This window comes from Enterobacter sp. BRE11 (genome assembly GCF_031844285.1).
Classification (GTDB): Bacteria; Pseudomonadota; Gammaproteobacteria; order Enterobacterales; family Enterobacteriaceae; genus Pantoea.
In genome coordinates this window covers 258,289-281,554 of sequence record NZ_JAUZUX010000002.1, presented here as the reverse complement: position 1 = coordinate 281,554, position 23,266 = coordinate 258,289, and the positions used below count along the sequence as shown (strand labels likewise).

Annotated in this window: 16 protein-coding genes and 2 pseudogenes; 11 read left to right on the top strand and 7 right to left on the bottom strand. The window is 58.9% G+C overall.

The window, feature by feature from the left end; all coding sequences use genetic code 11:
• Positions 1–141: 141 nt before the first annotated feature.
• Positions 142–1,095, bottom strand: a complete 954-nt coding sequence (gene ydgH / locus Q9R34_RS03480; protein WP_434124998.1) for a DUF1471 family protein YdgH — start codon at positions 1,093–1,095, stop codon at positions 142–144.
• Positions 1,096–1,630: 535 nt separating this feature from the next.
• Between ydgH and pntA the strand changes: the two genes are divergently transcribed.
• Together pntA and pntB are read left to right on the top strand one after the other, a co-directional pair.
• Positions 1,631–3,163 (top strand): Re/Si-specific NAD(P)(+) transhydrogenase subunit alpha, encoded by a 1,533-nt coding sequence (gene pntA, locus Q9R34_RS03475; protein WP_485892407.1) that lies wholly within the window; start codon positions 1,631–1,633, stop codon positions 3,161–3,163.
• 3 nt (positions 3,164–3,166) lie between these two features.
• Positions 3,167–4,555 carry a Re/Si-specific NAD(P)(+) transhydrogenase subunit beta gene (gene pntB / locus Q9R34_RS03470; protein ID WP_485892405.1) on the top strand — a complete coding sequence of 463 codons (1,389 nt, stop codon included), beginning with the start codon at positions 3,167–3,169 and terminating at the stop codon, positions 4,553–4,555.
• A gap of 209 nt (positions 4,556–4,764) precedes the next feature.
• Here pntB and uspE read toward each other — a convergent pair whose 3' ends face one another.
• Positions 4,765–5,727: a universal stress protein UspE gene (gene uspE, locus Q9R34_RS03465; RefSeq protein ID WP_434124995.1), complete on the bottom strand. Its 963-nt coding sequence runs from the start codon at positions 5,725–5,727 to the stop codon at positions 4,765–4,767.
• A 174-nt stretch (positions 5,728–5,901) separates the two neighbouring features.
• Entirely contained in the window at positions 5,902–6,654 is a 753-nt protein-coding gene (gene fnr / locus Q9R34_RS03460) for a fumarate/nitrate reduction transcriptional regulator Fnr (RefSeq protein WP_434124994.1), read from the bottom strand.
• Positions 6,655–6,972: 318 nt separating this feature from the next.
• Between fnr and smrA the strand changes: the two genes are divergently transcribed.
• The gene (gene smrA / locus Q9R34_RS03455; RefSeq protein ID WP_434125074.1) at positions 6,973–7,539 is read left to right on the top strand and encodes a DNA endonuclease SmrA; all 567 of its coding nucleotides are present in this window, start codon (positions 6,973–6,975) and stop codon (positions 7,537–7,539) included.
• Here smrA and Q9R34_RS03450 read toward each other — a convergent pair.
• Entirely contained in the window at positions 7,536–8,456 is a 921-nt protein-coding gene (locus tag Q9R34_RS03450) for a LysR substrate-binding domain-containing protein (RefSeq protein WP_485892404.1), read from the bottom strand. The two genes, smrA and Q9R34_RS03450, sit on opposite strands and share 4 nt — an antisense overlap.
• A 319-nt stretch (positions 8,457–8,775) precedes the next feature.
• Here Q9R34_RS03450 and Q9R34_RS03445 point away from each other — a divergent pair, with 319 nt between their 5' ends.
• The 4 genes and pseudogenes from Q9R34_RS03445 (at position 8,776) to Q9R34_RS03430 (ending at position 15,010) form a co-directional block, all read left to right on the top strand.
• On the top strand, positions 8,776–10,110 hold the full coding sequence (locus tag Q9R34_RS03445; protein ID WP_434124992.1) for an MFS transporter: 1,335 nt from the start codon (positions 8,776–8,778) through the stop codon (positions 10,108–10,110).
• 69 nt (positions 10,111–10,179) lie between these two features.
• Complete coding sequence (hglS, locus tag Q9R34_RS03440; RefSeq protein WP_485892402.1) at positions 10,180–11,523, top strand: 2-oxoadipate dioxygenase/decarboxylase HglS; 1,344 nt, start codon at positions 10,180–10,182, stop codon at positions 11,521–11,523.
• Positions 11,524–11,621: 98 nt separating this feature from the next.
• On the top strand, positions 11,622–13,139 hold the full coding sequence (locus Q9R34_RS03435) for a carboxylesterase/lipase family protein (RefSeq protein ID WP_485892401.1): 1,518 nt from the start codon (positions 11,622–11,624) through the stop codon (positions 13,137–13,139).
• Positions 13,140–13,348: 209 nt separating this feature from the next.
• A pseudogene (locus Q9R34_RS03430) lies at positions 13,349–15,010 on the top strand (methyl-accepting chemotaxis protein).
• Here the strand turns inward: Q9R34_RS03430 and Q9R34_RS03425 are convergent.
• Entirely contained in the window at positions 15,007–15,849 is an 843-nt protein-coding gene (locus tag Q9R34_RS03425) for a LysR substrate-binding domain-containing protein (RefSeq protein WP_485892399.1), read from the bottom strand. The pseudogene Q9R34_RS03430 and the gene Q9R34_RS03425 sit on opposite strands and share 4 nt — an antisense overlap.
• Positions 15,850–15,975: 126 nt before the next feature.
• On the opposite strand from Q9R34_RS03425, the gene Q9R34_RS03420 reads away from it, so the two are divergent.
• The 3 genes and pseudogenes from Q9R34_RS03420 to Q9R34_RS03410 all read left to right on the top strand — a co-directional run.
• Positions 15,976–17,136 carry a methionine aminotransferase gene (locus Q9R34_RS03420; RefSeq protein ID WP_434124987.1) on the top strand — a complete coding sequence of 387 codons (1,161 nt, stop codon included), beginning with the start codon at positions 15,976–15,978 and terminating at the stop codon, positions 17,134–17,136.
• 16 nt (positions 17,137–17,152) lie between these two features.
• On the top strand, positions 17,153–17,932 hold the full coding sequence (locus Q9R34_RS03415; protein ID WP_485892397.1) for a transporter substrate-binding domain-containing protein: 780 nt from the start codon (positions 17,153–17,155) through the stop codon (positions 17,930–17,932).
• A gap of 286 nt (positions 17,933–18,218) precedes the next feature.
• Positions 18,219–19,139 (top strand): annotated as a pseudogene (locus Q9R34_RS03410) (Kdo(2)-lipid IV(A) acyltransferase); the annotation flags it as partial.
• Positions 19,140–19,356: 217 nt separating this feature from the next.
• On the opposite strand, the gene pepT reads toward Q9R34_RS03410, so the two are convergent.
• Positions 19,357–20,583: a peptidase T gene (pepT, locus tag Q9R34_RS03405; RefSeq protein WP_485892396.1), complete on the bottom strand. Its 1,227-nt coding sequence runs from the start codon at positions 20,581–20,583 to the stop codon at positions 19,357–19,359.
• Positions 20,584–20,705: 122 nt separating this feature from the next.
• Here pepT and Q9R34_RS03400 point away from each other — a divergent pair, with 122 nt between their 5' ends.
• Positions 20,706–22,295 carry an ABC transporter substrate-binding protein gene (locus tag Q9R34_RS03400; protein ID WP_485892394.1) on the top strand — a complete coding sequence of 530 codons (1,590 nt, stop codon included), beginning with the start codon at positions 20,706–20,708 and terminating at the stop codon, positions 22,293–22,295.
• Here Q9R34_RS03400 and Q9R34_RS03395 read toward each other — a convergent pair.
• Complete coding sequence (locus Q9R34_RS03395) at positions 22,285–23,205, bottom strand: LysR family transcriptional regulator (RefSeq protein ID WP_434124983.1); 921 nt, start codon at positions 23,203–23,205, stop codon at positions 22,285–22,287. The two genes, Q9R34_RS03400 and Q9R34_RS03395, sit on opposite strands and share 11 nt — an antisense overlap.
• Positions 23,206–23,266 lie beyond the last annotated feature (61 nt).

Sequence of the window (23,266 nt, the reverse complement as noted above, 5' to 3'; positions counted from 1 at the left end):
GTTTTGCTTTTACATGACGGATTCACCTAAAAGCAGGGCGCAGATTCTACGGAGTGCGAAAAGGGATGGCAATGCGTGGTTATGCAAAATTGTGAAGGGATAATGCAAACAGCAGGGCGGCAGGCGCCGCCCTGAAGGAAATTACTTGAAGAGATCGGCGGTGACGGTGAGGTTGCCGCCGCTCTGGTTCTGCCACTGGCGGGTCACGTGGTAGAACTTCGCCCCTTTGTCCGCCGCGCGTTTCGCCACTTCTTCCGAGATTTCAGTCGGCGTGCCGAAATGGCCGGTAAAGGTGACGGTGTCAAACGGCTGCATCTGGGCGGCGGTGATGGCGTTCACCTCCTGGATCGACTGGCCGTTAGCGAGCTTCACGGTGTAGCGCTGGCCGGTTGAGCTCTGGGTTTCGAAGAAACGGCCTACGCTGCTGCTCGGGGTTTCCGATGAGGCGACGCCTGGAATTTCTACGCGCTTCGCCGCTTCACCGCCAGCCGCCAGCGCCGCTTTGCCCGCCTCGGAGTTCGCCGGGATCAGGTTCGGACTCTGCACCTTACGCTCTTTCGCGTCAGCCTTATAGACGTAGGCGGTTACGTACTGGTTACCGCCGTTGTTGGCGTCGACCTGTCGCACGATAAAGAACGCGGCGGCGCCTTTCTCTTTCGCCGCTTTACTGATGGCGTCGTTAACGTCCGGCTGGCTGGAGAAGAAGCCGCTGACGCTCACAGTGTCAAACGGCTCCAGACGGAAAGCTTCCGCTTTCGGCAGCTCTTTCACGCCGTTCATTACGCGGTAGGTTTTGGTATCGTTCGCTTTCGGCGCGTCCGCTTTATAGAGGTCGGCCGTAACGCGCCAGTTGCCGCTGTTGCCGTTGCTGTCGTTGATGCCCTGAATGTAGTAAGAGGCGGCGCCCAGCTCATCCGCGCGTTTTGACACGGCGTCGGCCGCATCGTTAATCGCATTAAAGCGGCCGGTGATGTTAATACGTTCGAATGGTTTCAGCTCGGCCGCTTTTTCCGGCGTCAGTTCCTGCGCGGCGAATGCGTTGCCCGCGAGCAGGGATAACAAGGTTGACGCCAGAATGGTGTTCTTCAGCTTCATAAAAATGATCCTTCGCCTTACGCAAAATGAGTACGAAAACGTGCTGGACTCTTGATGTATAACAGATTAGCCGATGATTATTGCATGTTATAAACAGGCTGTCGCAGCCAATTTATGCGACAAATCACGGGAAATTGATAGCGAATTTCATCATGGCGTCATGCAAATTTGCTAAGCACATTTTTTGTACTGATTATCAGTAAAGGTGGTAATGCTTAGTGCTGAAACAGTTAATGCATTGTTAAATAAAGGTTTTTATTAATAAGATATTCGTTATGACACGATTCTGCTTAGCAGAATATATTTCGAAACTTTCAATTTGCAGTCGCATAGCGCGGCTTTTCTCTTTTGACGCTGAATAATCGCATGAATGTCACTGGCAGAGGTTCTGATTGTAGATCGCTGTTCATATTTTCAGTAGGTTATAAATACTTTGATACAAGTGCATTTCGCTCATAAGCGCCTGAAACTCTGTTTCAGGCGCTGCGTCGTTATGCAGTCGACAAGCCATCATCAATTGATGAAAGGGATAAATATGTTAATTGGAATACCCAAAGAGCGATTGCCCAACGAGGCGCGCGTGGCGGCGACGCCGAAAACCGTGGAGCAGCTTATCAAACTGGGTTTCAGCGTTGCCGTCGAGCATGATGCGGGCAAACGCGCCAGTTTTGATGACGAGAGTTTCGCCGCCGCAGGCGCCACCCTCTGCGACAGCCAGCAGATCTGGCAGTCTGATATCGTGCTGAAGGTCAACGCGCCCGACGACGACGAGATCGCGCTGACCCGTGCAGGAAGCACGCTGGTGAGCTTTGTCTGGCCCGCGCAGAACGCAGCGCTGCTGGAGAAGCTGGCGGCGCGTCAGGTGACCGTGATGGCGATGGATGCCGTGCCGCGCATCTCTCGCGCCCAGTCGCTGGATGCCCTTAGCTCGATGGCCAATATCGCCGGCTATCGCGCCATTGTCGAAGCCGCCCATGAGTTTGGCCGGTTCTTTACCGGGCAGATCACCGCGGCGGGAAAAGTGCCGCCGGCGAAAGTCATGGTGATCGGCGCGGGCGTCGCCGGGCTTGCGGCCATTGGCGCGGCGGGCAGCCTCGGCGCCATCGTGCGCGCCTTCGATACCCGTCCGGAGGTGAAAGAGCAGGTGCAGAGCATGGGCGCCGAATTCCTTGAGCTCGATTTTGAAGAGGAAGCGGGCAGCGGTGACGGCTATGCGAAAGTGATGTCAGAAGCCTTTATTAAGGCGGAGATGGCGCTGTTCGCCGCGCAGGCAAAAGAGGTCGACATCATCGTCACTACGGCGCTGATTCCGGGCAAACCGGCGCCAAAACTGATCACTGCCGAGATGGTGGCCAGCATGAAGCCGGGCAGCGTGATTGTCGATCTGGCGGCGCAAACCGGCGGCAACTGCGAGCTGACCGTCGCCGATCGCGTGACCGTCAGCGACAACGGCGTGAAGATCATCGGCTATACCGATCTTCCCAGCCGCCTGCCAACCCAGTCCTCTCAGCTCTACGGCACCAACCTGGTGAACCTGATGAAGCTGCTGTGTAAAGAGAAGAACGGCGAAATCGCCATCGACTTCGACGATGTCGTGGTACGCGGCGTCACCGTGATCCGCGACGGTGAGGTCACCTGGCCCGCGCCGCCTATTCAGGTCTCCGCCGCGCCAAAAGCCGCGCCTGCGACCGCGCAGCCGGTGGCTAAGGAGGCGGCGAAACCCGCGCCGACCTGGCGCAAATATCTGCTGCTGGCGCTGGCGATCGTGCTGTTCGCCTGCCTCGCCAATGTCGCACCGGCGGCGTTCCTGTCGCACTTCACCGTGTTCGCGCTCGCCTGCGTGGTGGGCTACTACGTGGTATGGAACGTCAGCCACGCGCTGCATACGCCGCTGATGTCGGTCACCAACGCCATTTCCGGCATTATTGTGGTCGGCGCGGTGCTGCAGATGGGGCATGGCGGCTGGGTCACCTTTATCTCATTTATTGCGGTGCTGATTGCCAGCATCAATATTTTCGGCGGTTTTACCGTCACCCAGCGCATGCTGAAAATGTTTCGTAAGGGGTAACCGATGTCTGGCGGATTAGTAACTGCAGCATACATTGTTGCCGCGATTCTGTTTATTTTCAGCCTGGCGGGGCTCTCGAAGCATGAGACCTCAAAGCAGGGCAATTTCTTCGGCATCGGCGGGATGGCGCTGGCGCTGCTGGCGACCATTTTTGGTCCCGACAGCGGCAACGTCGCCTGGATTTTGCTGGCGATGGTGATCGGTGGCGCTATTGGCGTGCGTCTGGCGCAGAAGGTCGAAATGACCGAAATGCCGGAGCTGGTAGCGATCCTGCACAGCTTCGTTGGCCTGGCCGCGGTGCTGGTGGGCTTCAACAGCTTTATCGATCATGGGCCGGGCCTGCCTGCGGTGATGGAGAATATTCATCTGACCGAAGTCTTCCTCGGCATCTTTATCGGGGCGATGACCTTTACCGGCTCGCTGGTGGCGTTCGGCAAGCTGCGCGGCAAGATTTCGTCGCGTCCGCTGATGCTGCCGCATCGCCATAAGCTCAACCTGCTGGCGCTGGTGGTCTCTTTCCTGCTGCTGCTGTGGTTTGTACGCACTGAGAGCACCGGCGCGCAGGTGTTCGCGCTGCTGCTGATGACGGTGATCGCGCTCGCCTTTGGCTGGCATCTGGTGGCCTCTATCGGCGGCGCCGATATGCCGGTAGTGGTATCGATGCTTAACTCCTACTCGGGCTGGGCGGCAGCGGCGGCGGGCTTCATGCTGAGCAATGACCTGCTGATCGTTACCGGCGCGCTGGTGGGGTCGTCAGGCGCCATCCTCTCTTACATTATGTGTAAAGCGATGAACCGCTCCTTTATCAGCGTAATCGCTGGCGGCTTCGGCACCGACACCAGCGCGGGCGGCGAGAGCGAAGAGACGGGCGAGCACCGGGAAATTAGCGTGGAAGAGACGGCCGAGCTGTTGAAGCACTCTTCATCGGTGATTATCACCCCAGGCTACGGCATGGCAGTGGCGCAGGCGCAGTACCCGGTGGCGGAGATTACCGAGAAGCTGCGCGCGCGCGGCGTCAAGGTGCGCTTCGGCATTCACCCGGTTGCGGGACGTCTGCCTGGCCATATGAACGTGCTGCTGGCGGAGGCGAAAGTGCCATACGATGTGGTGCTGGAGATGGATGAAATTAACGACGACTTCGCCGACACCGATACCGTGCTGGTCATCGGCGCCAACGACACCGTCAACCCGGCGGCGCAGGACGATCCGCGTAGCCCGATTGCGGGCATGCCAGTGCTGGAAGTATGGAAAGCGCAGAACGTCATCGTGTTTAAGCGTTCGATGAATACCGGCTATGCTGGCGTGCAGAATCCGCTGTTCTTTAAAGAGAACACGCAGATGCTGTTCGGCGATGCCAAAGCGAGCGTGGAAGGGATACTGAAAGCGCTGTAACGGTAAGGGCGGCCAGTTGGCCGCCCTTAGGTTTATGCATAAATGTGCTGACACGGGTGACAAGGCCCGATCGCAAAGACGTAAAAGCACCATCCCTGGCGGCTCGACCCGCGCAGTCCCTTGCGCGGGACGCTTTGCTCTTCGGTCCATGTCACCCGCGTTTTAAGTTTATATGCACGATAAGGGCGGCCTGTTGGCCGCCCTTGTTTTTAATCGTCGTCATCCTCTTCGTCGTCATCATCGAGCGTAATCGGCGAAGTAAAATCGTCAGGCTTGATCGCCAGCAAATCACAGCGCAGATGGTCGATAACCTGTTCCGCCGTATTGCCGAGAAACGCCGCTGACAGGCCGGTGCGGCCGATGGTGCCGAGCACCACAATCCCGGCGCTGAGCTGACTGGCAATATCGGGGATCACCTCTTCAGGCAGCCCTTTAGCGACGTGGGTAAACTCCTCGCGGATAGCGAACTTCTGACGCAGCGCCTTCATCGCCACCAGATGCTGGCCGCGGATCGCGTCGTTATACACGCTGGGATCGAAGTCAGGCAGTTCAATCGCGATATTGATTGGGGTAATGGGATAGGCGCCGACCAGATGCACCTCGGTATGGTTCACCATCTCCGCCAGCCGCGTGGTTTCACGGATCAGCTTCTGGTTTAGCTCATCGTGGTGCGGCTCTTCACTGGCGAGATTCACCGCCACGACCGCCTTGCCGCCTTCCGGCCAGGGCTGATCTTTTACCATCCACACCGGGCAGGGGCACTTGCGCAGCAGATGCCAGTCGGTAGGGGTAAAAATCACCGCCTCCAGCCGGTCGTGCTGATGCGCCATCTTCAGCACCAGATCGTGCCCGTGCGCCAGCACCTCCTGAATAATCGCCTCATAAGGGCGGTTATGCCAGACCACCTTAATTTCGATCTCCACGCCCGCCTCAAGATAGGCGCGCGCCTGCTCACGTATCCACTCGGTGCGCTGGCTGATCACGCCTTGCCGCATCGAGGCGCGCTCGTCAGGAGAGAGCAGCGTGGTCATCTCATACGAGAAATCATAAATCGGCAGGTAGGCTTTGATTTTGCCGCCGATACGCTGATTAAGGTAAACCGCGCGACGCAGCGCCGGCTGATCGTCTTGCTGGGGATCGATAGCCACCAGCATATTTTGGTAGCGGGACATAGGGAATAACTCCTTAAACCAAGGCGAACTGGTTTAAAGATAGCCTAAGTTAGGGGCGGGAAGAAGCGGAAAAGTTGCTGTGGGATCAATAAACTAACAAATTTGCGCTGCGAATCAGAGTTGCAGGGGCGTTGCGCCCATACCTGCAACTCTAATCATTAGGCGGCCAATTAATTAAGCAGCCTGAACGCTCTGACCGGCCAGTTCGGACAGCAGGTCATGGTTTTCAATAGTGATATATTTGCCTTTTACCGCCAGCATGCCCGATTTCTGAAAACGGCCCAGCAGGCGGCTGATGGTCTCAACGGTCAGGCCAAGGTAATTCCCGATGTCGCCACGCGTCATCGTCAAGCGGAACTCACGCTGGGAGAAGCCGCGCTGGCCGAAACGGCGGGAAAGGTTCCAGATAAACGCGGCCAGCCTCTCTTCGGCGTTTTTCTTCGACAGCAGCAGGATCATATCCTGGTCGCCTTTGATTTCGCCGCTCATCAGACGCATCATCTGCTGGCGCAGAGCCGGCATTTTACCTGACAGATCGTCCAGCGTTTCGAATGGGATCTCGCAGACCATCGCCGTTTCCAGCGCCTGCGCGAAGCTCGGGTGGCTGCCGCTCATAATGGCGTCGAAGCCCACCAGATCGCCCGCCAGGTGGAAGCCGGTAATCTGCTCGTCGCCCTGTTCGGTGATGGTATAGCTTTTGATGGTGCCGGAGCGGATAGCGTAGAGCGATCTCAAATCGTCGCCCGCTTTAAACAGCGTCTGGCCTTTTTGAATCGGTTTTTTGCGCTCGATAATATTGTCGAGCTGATCCAGCTCATGTTCGTTCAGGGTGAAGGGAATGCACAGCTGACTGATGCTGCAGTCCTGACAGTGGATGGCACAGCCACCTGACTGAATACGGCGAATGGTGCGTTTTTCAGTGATCATAATGTACGCTCGACGATTATTGACTGGGGTCAATTTTAACATTTTTTGTGCTGAAGGGAAATCGTCCGAGCAGTTTTAGGCTTATAAAGAGTAGGGATGTCAGACGCGGCGCGGAACCGCGCTATAACAAGCCCTGCGCGTCACATTTTTGCCGTTCGGCAAGAAAAGTTTCCACTTTTTTGATCCTGATGCGCATTTACTCAACACTATTCTGGCGCGATTCAGCGCTGGCGCACCTTTTTTAGCGTTTGCTACTATTGCATTTGCAGAGGCGGTTTTGATCTCTGTGTCCCTGATAACCTGGAGTGAGAAATGACTATGAACCTGGACGATGAAGACCTGTTTCGGGATGCCATGGGTGACGTCACTCCATTGAAAGACAGCGCCAGTACCCTGTGGCTAAAATCGCCCTCAACGAAAGCGCCGCGCCGGCCTGAAGCCGACGCGGAACAAGAGAACTTTCTTACGCGCGGCTATCTCGACATTATTCCCCTTGCGACGCCGCTGGAGTATAAGGCCGATGGCATTCAGCAGGGGGTGCTGGATAAGCTGCGCAAAGGGGAATACAAGATAGACGCCAGCCTGAACCTGCTGCGTCAGCCGGTGGAAACCTGCCGCCAGGCGGTATTCAGCTTTATGCAGCAGGCGCGCAAAGAGGGGTTGCGCAATTTACTCATTATTCACGGCAAAGGGCGCGACAATGAATCCCATGCCAATATCGTGCGCAGCTATCTGGCGCGCTGGCTGCGTCAGTTCGACGACGTCCAGACGTTCTGTAGCTCGCAGCCGCAGCACGGCGGCGCGGGTGCGCTCTATGTCGGGCTGCGTAAAACCGAAAAGGCGCGGCTGGACAACCGCGAGCGCCATGCGAAACGCAGCCGTTAACCCGGCGCCTTGCGGATGGTGGCCATCAAAATTTCAGCGCTGAGGCTCAGAGGATGGCCGGTACGGGTAATAATTCCTACCGGCTCGCCTGGACCCGATGAGCTGATGGGCAGGGCGCACAGCGCGTTATGCGCCAGATCTTCCTTAATTGCCCCTGACGGCACGAACCAGACGTAGTCATAGCGCAGCGCCAGCTGCCGCGCCAGCGAGGTGGATGAAGTTTCAACGCAGGTGCCTGGCAAGGTGCAGCCCTGTTCATCGAGCATCTGCTGCGCGATGCGGCGCGGCGCTGTGCCTTCTGGCGAAATCACTACCGGCCACTGCATTGCCCGGGAAAGAGTGACGTTGTCACTTAAAAGCGGATGTTCAGGTCGCACCACCAGCCTGAGCGACTCAAGAAACAGCAGCTCGTAGGTGAGCCCGGCCATCATATCCTTGTCCGCCATACGGCCGATGCCGATCTCGAATTCACCTGCGCGCAGCCCGGCGAGCAGCACGTTATTATGCAGCGTAGCCACCTGCACGGTTGCATGGGGCTGCTGCTGGTGAAAACGATCGAGAATTTGCGGCAGCATGCCCATGGCTGCGGTGGTCAGCGCCCCGAGGCGGATCACCACCGGACGCGTTGATACCGGCAGATTCACGCTCTGGCCCGCGTGGTTAAGCGCATCCAGCACTTTTACCGCGTGGACTAAAAACTGTTCGCCCATAGTGGTCAGCTGTGCGCCCAGCCGGCCGCGCTCAAACAGGCGAACGCCTGTTAGCTCCTCAAGCTCATTGAGGGTTTTTGACAGCGCAGGCTGGCTAAGGCTCAGCGTTTCCGCCGCCCGGCCCAGGGTTCCCTGCTGCGCCACCGCAACAAAGGTATGAAGATGGCGCAAGCGAATGCGCTGATTGAAAAGGATATTTTTGTCCATCTCTCAAACTTAATGAGTTTTATCGCCGGTCGGCAACCAGTAAACCTGATTTTTGTTAACTTTGCTGCAAAATATAATTAACAAAAACAGCGTTGCACGCGAGTGCTTGATAAAGCGAAAAAATTAGCTGACTGGCGTGCAGGTCCAGCGAAGTGTGTTAAACCCGCCTGTATAAATTCAACGCGTTAGCGCTTTAATGCTGAATAATTCTCAATATCACATAAAAAGCAGGCGTCTTATCGTTAACGATGGGCTATCATAACCGCCGTTTTTTTTACCAAAACTGATGCCTCAGGGTGAGCGCAGTGAGGAGTTCGCAGTGACCAGCGTCGAAGCCGTGGACGTTCGCCAGTTAATTAATCAGTCAGCGCTCAGCCGCTGGCAAAAGCGTCTTATCGCGCTCTGCTTTATCGTGGTTGCCCTTGACGGCATGGATATCGCGCTAATGGGCTTTATCGCGCCAGCGCTGAAGGCGGGCTGGGGCGTGACCAACCATCAGCTTGGGGTGGTGATCAGCGCGGCGCTGGTCGGGCTGGCGCTTGGCGCGATGCTGGCGGGACCGCTGGCCGATCGCTACGGTCGACGCATGATGATTATTCTCAGCGTCTTTTTCTTCGGGCTCTGGACGCTCGCCACCGCGCTGGCGAACAACATCGAGCAGATGATGCTGTTTCGCTTCTTAACCGGTCTGGGGCTGGGCGCAGCGATGCCCAACGTCGGCACGCTGGTGGCGGAGTATGCGCCAGAGCGCCGTCGCGCCTTTCTTATCACCGTGGTGTTCTGCGGCTTTACCTTCGGCGCCGCCAGCGGCGGTTTCGCCGCCTCCTGGCTGCTGCCGCGCTATGACTGGCATGCCGTGATGCTGCTGGGCGGCATTCTGCCGATGGCGGTGCTGCCGTTTCTGGTACGCGGCCTGCCGGAGTCGGTGCGCTTTCTGATCGGCCGCCGCGCGCCGGCAACGCGCATTCACGCCATTCTTGAGCGAATGCTGCCAGGCGCCACGCGGCCCGACAGCGCCTTTCACTCTCAGGAGCCGACGCTGCCGACGCAGGGCGCAATCGCTACCGTGGTGTCGCGTCGTTATCTGTTCGGCAGCCTGATGCTGTGGGGCGGCTATTTTATGGGGCTGTTCCTGGTCTACCTGATCGGCAGCTGGCTACCGTCGCTGATTAATACGCTGGGCATGTCGGTCACCGACGCAGCCATTGTCACCGCGATGTATCAGGCGGGCGGCACTCTGGGCTCGCTGTTCGCGGGCTGGCTGATGGACCGCTTCAACGCCACGCTGGCGCTGGCGGCAATCTACTTCTGCGGCGGGGTGGCGATCGTTGCCCTAGGCTTCTCTCCGGCGGAAGTCGGGATGATGAGCGGCATCGCTTTCCTGAGCGGCTTCTGCTTTAACGGAGCCAATACCGGCATGAACGCCCTGTCGGCCAGCTATTATCCTACCCATGCACGCGCGACGGGCTCCAGCTGGATGCACGGCGTCGGACGCGTCGGCGCCATCCTCAGCGCCTTTATCGGCGCGGAGATGCTCTCCCTTGGCTGGTCATTCAGCCTGATCTTCATGCTGCTGGCGATCCCTGCGCTGCTTACCACATTGATGCTGGTGATGAAAAACCGCTTCGGCTTTAAGCCGATCACAAATCCGTAACTTTTTCGCCTGCCGACAGCGCGTTGCTCTACAGTAGCAGCAATCTCGATCACGTCAGGAGCAGGCACCATGAACCACTTCCTTAGCGCGGACGCTATTCGTACGCGCTTCTCGCAGGCGATGTCCGCTATGTATCAGCAGGAGGTGCCGCAATACGGCACCCTGATGACGCTGGTGCAGCGCGTAAACGAAGCGTATTTAACCGAACGTCCCGCGCTGAAAACCCGGCTGGCTGCGGCGGACGAGCTGGGCCGCCTTAATCTGGAGCGTCACGGCGCCATTCGCGTCGGCACAGCGCAGGAGCTTGCGACGCTGCGGCAGATGTTCGCGGTGATGGGCATGGAGCCGGTCGGCTATTACGATCTCTCGCAGGCGGGCGTGCCGGTACACTCCACCGCGTTTCGGCCGGTGAGCGACGCGGCGCTGCGACATAATCCCTTTCGCATTTTTACCTCGCTGCTGCGGCTGGAGCTGATCGACGATCTCCCGCTGCGGGAAAAAGCGGCGGCGATACTGGCAAAACGTGATATTTTCACGCCGCGCTGCCGCGCGCTGATGGCACAGCACCAGCAGCAGGGCGGCCTGAATGAGGCGGACGCCGACGCCTTCGTTAAAGAGGCGCTGGAGACTTTCCGCTGGCATGCGCTGAGCACTGTCGACAGCGCCACCTATCAGGCGTTAAGCCAGCAGCACCGCCTGGTCGCCGACGTGGTCTGCTTCCCGGGATGCCATATTAACCATCTGACGCCGCGTACCCTCGATATCGACCAGGTGCAGGCGCTGATGCCGGAATACGGCATCGACCCTAAGGCGCTGATTGAAGGCCCGCCGCGGCGCGAGGTACCGATTCTGCTGCGTCAGACCAGCTTTAAAGCGCTGGAGGAGCCGGTGATTTTTCAGCAGGGCGAAAGCGGCACCCATACCGCGCGCTTTGGCGAAATTGAACAGCGGGGCGCGGCGCTGACGCCGAAAGGCCGCGCGCTTTACGATCGTCTGCTGGCGGCAGCCGGCACCGGCGTCGACAACCATCAGCATCAGCAGCACCTGGCCGAGGTGTTTCGCGCCTTCCCCGATGATGAGCGGAGCCTGCGCGAGCAGGAGCTCGCCTGGTTTAACTATCGTCTGAGTGAGCAGGGTGAGGCGCAGCCGCCGCAGCCGGGCGAATCGCTGGCGACGCTGATTGAACAGGGCCGCATCATTGCCGATCCGATCGTGTACGAAGATTTCTTGCCGGTCAGCGCGGCAGGTATTTTCCAGTCGAATCTGGGCGATCGGGCGCAGGGCCGTTCCGCCGGTCACGCCAGCAGGGCCGATTTTGAAGCGGCGCTGGGCGCGCCGGTGCAGGATGAAATGCGGCTTTATCAGGCGCGGCAGCAGCAATCGCTGGCCCGGTGCGGTTTGCATCAGGGGTGATGGCGTCGATTCAGCATAATCTGCAAATGCCCTAAGGACATAGACAATATCTTAACGCCCTGTAGATAATGCCTTAACGCTTTATCAGGGAACAGGTAATGAAAAACAGACGACCTCTGCGCCTCAGCACAGCCGAAGGCGAGCTAAGAGGAAGTATGGATGATGATCTCTTTGTCTTTAAGGGTATTCCATATGCCGCCGCGCCAGTAGGTGCACTACGCTGGCGCGCCCCCCAGCCGGTTACGCCGTGGCACGAGGTGCGCGACGCCACCGAATTCGGCGCCGCCTGCTGGCAGGATCGCACGCTCTGTGCTGTCGCCGGCGGCGGCGACCCCGGCCCGCTCAGCGAAGACTGCCTCTATCTTAACGTCTGGACCCCCGACGTCGACCCTGCGCGGCCGCTGCCAGTAATGGTGTGGCTGCACGGCGGCGGCTTCGTGATGGGATCGGGCGGGCTGGCGCCATATAACGGCAAGCCGCTGGCGGCGCGCGGCGCCGTAGTAGTGACGATTAATTACCGTCTCGGCCATCTCGGCTTTTTTGCGCATCCTGCGCTGGATGCGGAGTATCGCGACGGCGGCATCGTCAACAATTTCGCCTTGCTGGATCAAATCGCCGCGCTGCAGTGGGTGCAGCGCAACATTCCCGCGTTTGGCGGTAACCGTGACAACGTCACGCTTTTTGGTGAATCCTCTGGCGCGCGCAGCGTGCTTTCGCTCTGCTGTTCGCCACTGGCGGAGGGATTGTTTCACAAAGCGATCGTGCAGAGCGCCTACAGCCTGCCTGACAAACCGCGCAAAGCGGCGCTGCAGCAGGGCGAGCAGGTCGCGGCGCACCTTGGTCTGCCCAACGCCACTGCGCAGCAGCTGCGCGAACTGCCTGCAGACGCCTTCTGGCCGCTGGCGTCGCCCTTATGGCACGGGCCGGTGCCGATTGCCGGTGACGCCGTGCTGCCCCAGCCGATGCTGAATACCTTTATGGCGGCGCGCCAGCATCGCATTCCGCTGATGGCAGGTAGCAACAGCGACGAAGCGAGCGTACTGGAATACTTCAACGTCGACAGCGCCGAGGTGATGCGCCAGCTGCGCGTCAACCGGCCGTTCAGCTATCGGCTGCTGAAGTGGCTGTATGATATTCACGACGATCGCCTGCTGGGACGCGCGGCGGCGCGCGATATGGCTTTCAGCGTCATGCCGTGGATCCTGATGCGCGCCCAGCACAACGTCGGCATGCCGGGCTGGCGCTACTGGTTCGACTATGTCTCCGAGCAGTCGCGCGAGCTCTGTCCGCACGGGGCCTGGCACGGCAATGAGGTGCCCTATACCCTCAACACCCTTACGGCGATGCAGCCCGCCGACAGCGAACGGCCCTATACCGCCGCCGACTGCGCCTTTGCGCAGCACATGGCGGACTACTGGTTCACCTTTGCGCGCGACGCGAGCGCATTCAGCCATCGGCTGGAGGGGGAGATAAACTGGCCCGTCTGGCACCCTGGCGACGACGTCACGCTGGCGTTCGGCGAGGGCGGAAAAGGGGCGCTGCTGCTCAAGCGCAATTTCTTACGCGCCCGGCTGAGGCTGTTTCGCCTGCTGATGAAAAGCATGGTGAAGCTTTGACGGCTAATTAATAAGGCGCCGGCAAGGTTTGCCCCCAGGCCTGGCGGAGGAAATGATTTTAAATCATGGTGTTATCTCCGCATTGTGCTGGCGCATTAAGCAACTTTATTGCTGATTAAAAGGCTATACCTTCCTCAATCCCTGCCGATAACCCCTTTATGCCCGAGCTTATCGGGCCACTCTCGGTTTTCACCGTCAAGGAATTGGCTATGGGTATATTAAAAAACTTCACAATTCGCGCCGTTATGCTGTGGATTCTCGGCCTGTTTTGCCTGTTGTGGTGCGCGGTGGGCTGGTTCAGCGTCCACTCCCTTAGTAAGCTAAGCAACGGCAATGACGTCGATCGTCAGCTGGTCGCGCAGATGACCACTTTAAGCAAGGGCAACGACCAGTATTTCCGCGTTATTACGCGCCTGTCGCGCGTGATGGAGATGAAAGCCAGCGGCGCGTAGCCAGTCGACGCCGACTGGAAGCCGGTGCAGCAGGCGCTGGATGGCATGACCCAGCAGCTGGCGCAGTTTAAACAGATGGCGCCCGGCCCGATGGATCCGCAGATCGTTGACCAGACCATTGCCAACTGGCAAAAGCTGCTCGATGAGGGCGTGACGCCGCAGCTGGAAAAGGCGCGCCAGGGGTCGCTTGAGGTCTATCGTCAGCACGCCAGCTCGGTGACGCCTGCGCTGAGCCGCGCCTTTGGCGCCAGCGCCGAAGCCTTTAACCAGGCGGCGGCGGTTAAGCTTGATGAGACCCGCGTTAACGTCGATCGCCTGACCGTGCTGACCAAAATCACGCTGGTGGCGGCGGTCTTCGCCGGCCTGCTGATCCTGCTGTTTACCGACCGCTATCTGGTCACCATGCTGGTGAAGCCGCTGGACCGTATCCGCGAGCATTTTGCCGTGATCGCCACCGGCGATCTCAGCCAGCCGGTCGCGCCGTTCGGCCGCAACTGCGTCGGCAAGCTGGTGCCGCTGCTGAGCGTCATGCAGGATAGCCTGCGCGAAGCGGTCAGCGCCATTCGCAGCGGCACCGAAAATATCTCCCGCGGCGCGGCGGAGATTTCGGCAGGCAACAACGATCTCTCTTCCCGCACCGAAGAGCAGGCGGCGGCGCTGGAGCAGACTGCCGCCAGCATGGAGCAGCTGACCGCGACGGTGAAATTCAACGCCGACAATGCCCGTCAGGCCAGCAGGCTGGCGGAAACCGCTTCGTCGACCGCGCAGCAGGGCGGCCAGCTGGTGAGCGAAGTGGTCTCTACCATGAACGGCATCTCCGGCAGCTCGAAAAAGATCGCCGAGATCACCAACGTCATTAACGGCATCGCCTTTCAGACCAATATTCTGGCGCTGAACGCCGCGGTGGAAGCGGCGCGCGCCGGTGAGCAGGGCCGCGGCTTCGCGGTGGTCGCCAGCGAGGTTCGCAATCTGGCGCAGCGAAGCGCCGCCGCGGCGAAAGAGATCGCCGCGCTGATTGAGGATTCGGTGCAGCGCGTGGACAAAGGCGCGACGCTGGTGGGCAACACTGGCAACACCATGCACCACATTCTCAAGTCGGTGCAGGACGTGGACGCCATCATGAAGCAGATCGCCGCCGCGTCGGAAGAGCAGAGCAAAGGCATTTCACAGGTAGGCGTCGCCGTCACCGAAATGGACAGCGTGACGCAGCAGAACGCCTCGCTGGTGGAAGAGGTCTCTGCCGCCGCCGCCGCGCTGGCGCGTCAGACCGAATCGCTGGAAGCCTCTGTCTCCCGCTTCCGCCTCTCGTCGCAGGAGCCGCTGGCCAGCGCGCCGTCAGGCAGCAACCGCTCGACCCCGGCTGTCGGCGGTACGCCGCGCCCTAAAGCAGCGTCAAACGCCGACTGGGTCACCTTTTAAGCGCGTGACAGCCACGCCGCCAGATCCGCAAGGTAAGGCGGCGCTTCCCTGAACGGGCGCTGCAGCAAACTGTAGGCCGCCCCGGTTTTCACCCTGCTGGCGAACGGCGCAATCAGACGCCGGTTCGCCAGATCGCTCTCCACCAGATTGATATCCGCCACCGTTACGCCAAACCCCTGTATCGCCGCGCTGATCGCCAGATCCATGGTGCTGAAGTGTTGATTACGCGTCATCGTCAGACGGCTATTCTGGGCACTGAGCCACAGCTGCCAGTCGCGGGTATCGCCAGTGGGGTGCAGAAAGGTCATCGAGGCCAGCGCCTCGGGCGAGGCGGGCGGCACGGCATTGGCCGCCATCACCGGCGTGATCGCCTCGTCAAACAGATGGATCGCCCCAGGCGGCGGCGTGCCGTACAGAACGGCGGCGTCGAACCCCTCCAGCTGCGCGTGATGCTCAAGCGTGGTCGTCAGCGCGACATGCAGTTCCGGCCGCAGCTGCTCCAGCGCTACCAGCCGCGGCACCAGCCAGCGCATGGCGCAGGTCGGCGCCTTGAGCCGAATCACCCCATGCTGGCGCATCGCCTTATCCGTCGCGCCCGCTATCAGCTCGAAGCCCTGACGCAGCTCCGGCAGCAGCGCCGCCCCCTGCGAGGTCAGGCGCAGACCACGCGCATGGCGCTCGAACAGCGCAAATCCCAGATAGTGTTCAAGGGTGGCGATCTTGCGGCTCACCGCGCCCTGGGTAATACAGAGTTCGCCTGCCGCGCGCGTCAGGTTGAGATGACGCGCGGTCACCAGAAAAGCGTGTATGGCGTTAAGCGGCAAAGAACGCGGCATCATCACTCCAGCTATGCAAATTAGTCATGGCTATTATGACAACAATTCGCTTGTCGGCTCAAGCGTAGGGTCGTTGAATAGATATTAAAGAAATCGACATTTTTATGCAGCGATACAGGAGCATGACCGATGAAAAGCAGCGTTAACGTCACGTCGAAACTGCCTGACGTAGGCACCACCATATTCAGCGTCATCGGCCAGCTCTCCGCGCAGCACCAGGCCATTAACCTGTCGCAGGGGGCACCCAACTTTCCGTGCGATCCGGCGCTGGTGGAGGCGGTCAGCCGCGCCATGCGCGAAGGGCATAACCAGTACGCACCCATGACCGGCTGGCCCGCGCTGAAAGAGGCGCTGGCGGCGAAGGTTGGGGCGCTTTACGGGCAACACTACGATCCTGCGACCGAAGTGCTGATTAGCGGCAGCGCCAGCCAGGGCATTTATATGGCGATCGCGGGGCTGGTGAACCGGGGCGATGAGGTGATTTTCTTCGAGCCAGCCTTCGACAGCTACGCGCCGGTGGTGCGTTTGCAGGGCGGTACGCCGGTTGGCCTGAAGCTGCGCTTCCCTGACTACGCCATCGACTGGGAGGCGCTGCGCGCTGCGCTGACGCCCCGCACCCGTATGATCATCATCAACACGCCGCATAACCCGAGCGCGCAGGTGCTGACGCCTGCCGATCTGGCGCAGCTGGCAGCGCTGACGCGCAACACCGATATTGTGGTGCTCTCCGACGAAGTCTACGAGCATATCCTGTTCGACGGCCGCGCCCACTGCGGCATGGCGACCCATCCGGAACTGGCGCAGCGCAGCGTTATTGTCTCCTCTTTCGGCAAAACCTTTCATGTCACCGGCTGGCGCGTCGGCTACTGCCTTGCGCCCGCCGAGCTGATGGAGGAGCTGGTCAAGGTGCACCAGTTTATGATGTACGCCGCCGATACGCCGATGCAGATCGGGTTTGCGCACTATCTGCAGCGCGCCGAAAACTATCTGTCGCTGTCGGCGTTCTATCAGCAAAAGCGCGATCGCCTGGTGACGCTGCTGCAGGATTCGCCCTTTAAGCTGCTGCCATGCGCCGGTTCGTTTTTTGTTTTGGCCAGCTACGGACATTTCAGTGACGAACCTGACAGCGAGATGGTAAAACGTCTTATCGTCGAACACGGCGTGGCAACCATCCCGCTTTCGGCGTTTTATATGGACGGCACCGATAACAACGTGATTCGTCTCTCTTTTGCCAAAGACGACGCCACCCTGCAGCGCGGCGCAGAAGCGCTCTGTCGGGTTAAGGGTTAATCTCAGGGGAAAATAAATGAAAAAAATCAATGCGCTCTTTCTTGCTCTGGGCATGATGAGTTCGGTGCACGCACTGGCGGCGGAAACGCTGCGTTACGGGCTTGAATCGCAGTATGCGCCGTTCGAGAGCCGCAATGCGCAGGGCGAGCTCGAAGGGTTCGATATTGAGCTGGGCAAGGCTATTTGCGCCACCGGGAATTTCAACTGTCAGTGGGTGGAGAGCAGCTTCGATGCCCTGATCCCGGCGCTGCAGGCGAAGAAGTTTGACGCCATTAACTCGGCGATGAACATCACCGAGGCGCGGGCAAAAAGCATCGACTTCACAAAGCCGATCTACCGTATTCCAAGCATGCTGATCGTAAAAGAGGGCGAGAAGCTGCAGCCGACCGCTGAGGCGCTGAAGGGCAAGAATATCGGCGTGCTGCAGGGCTCGATTCAGGAAACCTACGCCAAAAAGCACTGGGAGCCCCAGGGCGTGACCGTCACCTCCTATCAGGATCAGAATCAGGTCTATAACGATATGGTCGCAGGCCGTCTGGACGGCACGCTGGTGATGTCCGCCGCTGGCCAGTCGGGCTTCCTCGATAAGCCACAGGGCAAAGGCTTTGCTTTTGCCGGTAAGGCGGTTGAGGATGACGCCATCCTCGGCTCCGGCATCGGTTTCGGTCTGCGCAAGGGCGATACGAAGCTGAAGCAGGAGCTGGATGCGGCGATTACCAAAATCCAGGATGACGGCACGGTGAAGAAGCTGGCGGCGAAATATTTCCCCGGCATTGACGTGAGTGCAACAAATTAAGAAAAGAGGCGGCTCACAGCCGCCTTTATTGTCTGCGGTCACGGCTGCTTTGATACCGTTTCGCGCCGTTGGCTGGCCCACAGAATGACCTCTTTATCATCGTATTCCTCATGCCCTTTACACCCAAAATCAACGCAGCCTAAACCAGCACGCGCTGTGGCTGTAAACGATCAAAATATCCCCTGAATATTTCTTTACAATTCGCCTTCCTGAACTAAACCAGGTATTTGATAAGAAAATTTCCGCCAGACTCGCTCAAGAGAAGCATGCTCAAGGGATAATTTGAATGACTAAATTGCCTCAGTTTTCGCTCGCCTTTTTTCATCCTCGCTACTGGCTCAGTTGGATCGGGATCGTCGCGCTCTGGCTGGTGGTGCAACTGCCTTATCCGCTACTGATGAAAACAGGCCCCATACTCGGTCAAATCGCCAGACGCCTGTTACCGCGACGGGTGGAGATCGCCCGCCGCAATCTCGCTCTCTGCTTTCCTCAGATGGATAACGATAAACGCGAAACCTTGCTGGAGCAGAATTTTGCGTCAGTGGGGATGGGGATTCTGGAGACCGGCATGGCATGGTTCTGGCCCGAGCAGAGGGTGCGCAAATACGTTAGCGTAAGCGGTTATGAGCATATGGAGCAGGCACGGAAAAAGGGCAAAGGGGTGGTGCTGATTGGCATGCATTTTCTTACGCTTGAACTGGGCGCGCGTATTTTCGGGATGCTTAATCCGGGCATAGGCGTTTATCGTCCCAACAACAACAGGCTGCTTGACTGGCTACAAACGCGTGGACGCCTGCGGTCAAATAAAAGCATGCTGGATCGCTATGATTTAAAAGGCATGATCCGCGCCCTAAAGCAGAATGAAATTCTCTGGTACGCGCCCGACCATGATTACGGAAAAAACAACAGCGTATTTGTGCCTTTTTTTGCCGTGCCGGATGCCGCCACGACCTCAGGCAGTTACATGCTGGTTAAAAGCGCGCGTCCGGCCGTCATTCCCTTTGTGCCGCGCCGCAAGGCGGATGGCTCAGGCTATGAGCTGATTATTATGGAAGATATCAGCGACGCGCTGCAGGGCGCGGACAAGGAATCTGTCGCTCACCAAATGAACCAGGCGATTGAGCGTGCCGTCATGCTGGCACCTGAGCAGTATATGTGGCTGCATCGGCGCTTTAAAACGCGACCCGACGGACAACCAGACCGCTACGCTCGCAAAACAACGCCTGAACCAATCGAAACCCGGCGATTTGAGCAGAAGGCTCAGGCTGAGCAGGGGCAGCAAGGTCAACAAATGTGACCTGACCTTGTTGTGGCAGCGTTGGGTATAGCACGCATTCGCTGCTCTCCTCTCTTGTCGCTCGCATTGACACGGCAGGAGAGGAGGGCGTGGCTTTACCGGCTACGCCGTGCTTCACCCTACGTTGTTAAGGCATCGCCGCCAGCAGGCACAGCCGTTCCGCCACCTGATAAGATTTCACAAAGGATGAAATCGGCAGAAATTCGAAGCGGGAGTGAAAGTTATGCGCGCCGGTAAAAAAGTTCGGCGTCAGCAACCCTTTCGCCGACAGCGCGGCGCCGTCGGTGCCACCACGCATCGGGATCACTTTAGGCTCGATATTGAGATCCGCGAGCGCGGTGAAGATCAGATCGATGGCGCGACGATCCTCACCGACAGCGTTGCTGATGTTGCTGTAGATGTCGCTGATGCGGATGGCGACGCTGCCGGTTGGGTAACGCTGCGCAATGTCCGCCACCGCCTGCTGCAGCGCCTCTTTGCGTGCGGCAAACTGCGCCAGATCGAAATCGCGAATTGAAGCCTTTAACGTCGCCTGGCTGGCGCCCGCCTGCATCTCGTTAAACCAGATATAGCCTTCTCGGCCCTCAGTATGCTCTGGCGTTTCGCGGCGATCGAACAGGCTGATAAAGTCGTGCGCCATCAGCAGCGGATTGACCAGCACCCCTTTGGCTGACATCGGATGCGCCGGGACGCCGGTAAAGGTAATTTCTGCCGACGCAGCGTTAAAGTTTTCATAGACCACTTCACCCAGCTCGCAGCAGTCGATGGTCCAGGCGAAATCGACGTTAAAGCGCTTTTCCAGATCGAGCGCCTTCGCGCCGCGCAGCCCAATCTCTTCGTCGGGCACAAAGGCCACCACGATATCGCCGTGATCGCCCTGCAAATTCTCCATCAGCGTCATTACCACCGTCACCGCCGCTTTATTGTCCGCGCCCAGCACGCTGGTGCCGTCGCTGAAAATAATCTCCTCCCCAATATAGGGTGCGATCTCCGGATGCTCGTCGCGGCGCAGCCAGATATCGTCGCGCGCGTTGAGCAGCAGATCCTCGCCCTGCCAGGTGAGGATCTGCGGATGAATATCGGGCGACAGCCCCACATCAACCGTATCGATATGGGTGATAAACCCGATGCGCGGCGCGCTGGGCCGGTTGCCGCGCTTCACCGCCGTCACGGTGGCGCAGTCGTCGATCTCCACCTTATCCAGCCCGAGAGCGGTCAGCTCCTGCGCCAGCAGCTGCGCCATAGCGTGCTGGCTCGGCGTGCTTGGCAAGGTGTCTGATTTGGCGTCGCTCTGGCTGCTGACCGCCAGATAGCGAAAAAAACGTTGAGTTAACTGATGTGCAAGGGCTGTCATCACCGTTCCTTATTTGTCTGCTAACAGCGGGATTCGCTATGTTACGAAAACGTGGTATCCATAGAGCGTCTGGAACATTTAGGGAATCTGACCAACGGAAGTCAATAAAAAGTGAGGAAATGATGAAAGTGAAGATAGCGATGCTGGCGTTGCTGACCGCTACCCTGGCGCATAACGCCAGCGCGAAAACGCTGGTTTACTGCGCCGAAGGGTCGCCGGAAAATTTCAATCCGCAGCTCTACACCTCGGGAACCAGCGTGGACGCCAGCGCGGTGCCGGTTTTTAACCGGCTGGTGGATTTCAAATATGGCACCACCGAGCTGATACCGAGCCTGGCGGAAAGCTGGGAGATTAGCCCTGACGGCAAGGTCTATACCTTCCATCTGCGCAAAAACGTCCCTTTTCAGAGCAATAAACTCTTTAAACCCAGCCGCGATTTCAACGCCGACGACGTTATCTTCTCTTTTATGCGGCAGATGGATAGCAAAAACCCTTACCACAACGTCTCTGGCGGCACCTACGCTAACTTCGACAGCCTGGAGTTGACCACGCTAATCAAGCGCATCGATCGCGTCGACGACCACACCGTGCGCTTTACCCTGAATCACGCGGAGGCGCCGTTTCTCGCCGATCTCGCCTGGTATTTCGCTTCGATTCACTCCGCTGAATATGCTGACCAGATGTTGAAAGCCGGCACGCCGGAGAAAGTCGATATGGATCCCATCGGCACCGGACCATTCCAGCTGATGCAGTATCAGAAAGACTCGCGCATTCTCTATAAGGCTTTTCCGGGCTACTGGGCCGGCAAGGCAAAGCTCGACCGCATCGTGTTCAGCATTACGCCGGACGCCTCGGTGCGGCTTGCCAAGCTGGAAAAGGGGGAGTGTCAGATCATGCCGTTCCCAAACCCCGCCGACCTGGAGAAGATGCGCAGTAATCCGGCGATCAACCTGATGCAAAAAGCGGGGCTCAATACCGGCTTCCTTGCGTTCAACACCACGAAAGCGCCGCTGGATAAGGTGGAGGTGCGACAGGCGCTGGCGATGGCGATCAATAAGCCCGCCATTATCGACGCCATTTTTAAAGGCACCGGCACCGCGGCGAAAAACATTCTGCCGCCGGGCGTCTGGAGTGAAAACCGGGACCTGAAAGATTACGATTACGATCCTGAGAAAGCCAAAGCGCTGCTACAGCAGGCGGGTATTAAGCCCGGCACGGAAATCGCGCTCTGGGCGATGCCGGTTTCCCGTCCCTATAACCCTAACGCGCGCCGTATGGCAGAGATGATTCAGGCGGACTGGGCAAAGGTCGGCATCAAGGCCTCTATCGTCACCTACGAATGGGGCGAGTATCTCAAGCGGGTGCGCAGCGGCGAGCATCAGGCGGCACTGATGGGATGGACCACCGCCACCGGCGATCCCGACAACTTTTTCGGGCCGCTCTACAGCTGCAAATCGACTCAGGGCGGCTCCAACTCCTCGAAGTGGTGCTATCAGCCGTTTGAGAAGCTGATCGCCGCGGCGCGCGCCGAGCCGGATCAAAGCAAGCGCACCGCGCTCTACCTGCAGGCGCAGCAGATCATGCATGATCAAATGCCTGCGGTAATGATTGCCCACTCGACCATCTTCGAGCCGGTACGCAAAGAGGTGAGCGGCTACGATATCGATCCGTTCGGCAAGCACATTTTCTATCCGGTCGATATCAAAGAGTAATCAGAGCAGCCTGACTGGCGATAGCGCTAATGCGCTGCTGAAGAAAGGTGAGAAAGGGCGTCAGCGCCGCGTTGCGCTGTCGCCCCGACACGCGCTGCAGCTGTAGCGTGCGCTGGCTAAGCTGGTCGACCCCCATTTCGCGCAGCACCAGCTGCTGGGCCTGCGTTGCGTTGATCAGGGTAAACGCGCTGCTGATGGTGATCGCCTCAGGCGTATTGAGCAGAAACTGATAGAGCGTGGCGAAATAGTCGCAGGTCAGCACCGGCTCGATCACGCAGCCGCGCATCTGACAGGCGAGATCGAACAGCTGCCGCACCGTGGTGTTCTGCTCCGGCAACGCCATCGGATAGTGGCTGAGCGCCTCCAGCGTCACCGGCTGCTGCGCCAGCGGATGATCCCTGTGCATGGCCAGCAGCACCGGTGCAGGCCAGGAATCTATGACTTCCACGCCACGCTCCGGGTGCAGACTAAACTGCAGCGCCACGTCACACTCTCCGGCGCGCACTCGCTCCGCTACGCTCTGCGCGCTCTCAACCTTGAGCGCAAAATAGACGCCGGGATGCAGCGCGCGAAACTCCGCCAGCAGGCCTGGCAGCAGGCTGAACGCCATGCCGTCGGTGCAGGCGACGCGAATAAGCGTGCGGCGTATCGCCTTCAGCCCCTTTATCTCCGCCAGCGCGTACGCCATATCCCGCTGGCTTTGCCGTACCTGACGGGCAAAAATTTCTCCCGCCTCATTGAGCACCATGCCGCGCGCGTGACGATCGAACAGCGGTGCGCCCACCTGTGCCTCCAGCCGCTGGATCTGTCGGCTGATGGCGGAGACGGCGACAAACAACTGCTCGCTGGCGGCGCTCAGCGAACCGCTGTTGGCCACGGCAAGGAAATAACGGATTTCACTGCTCAGCATCGCTCCCCCCCTGCACCCCAGCGGTGCATGCTTCTTTATCGGGCATTTTAACTTTGCTTTT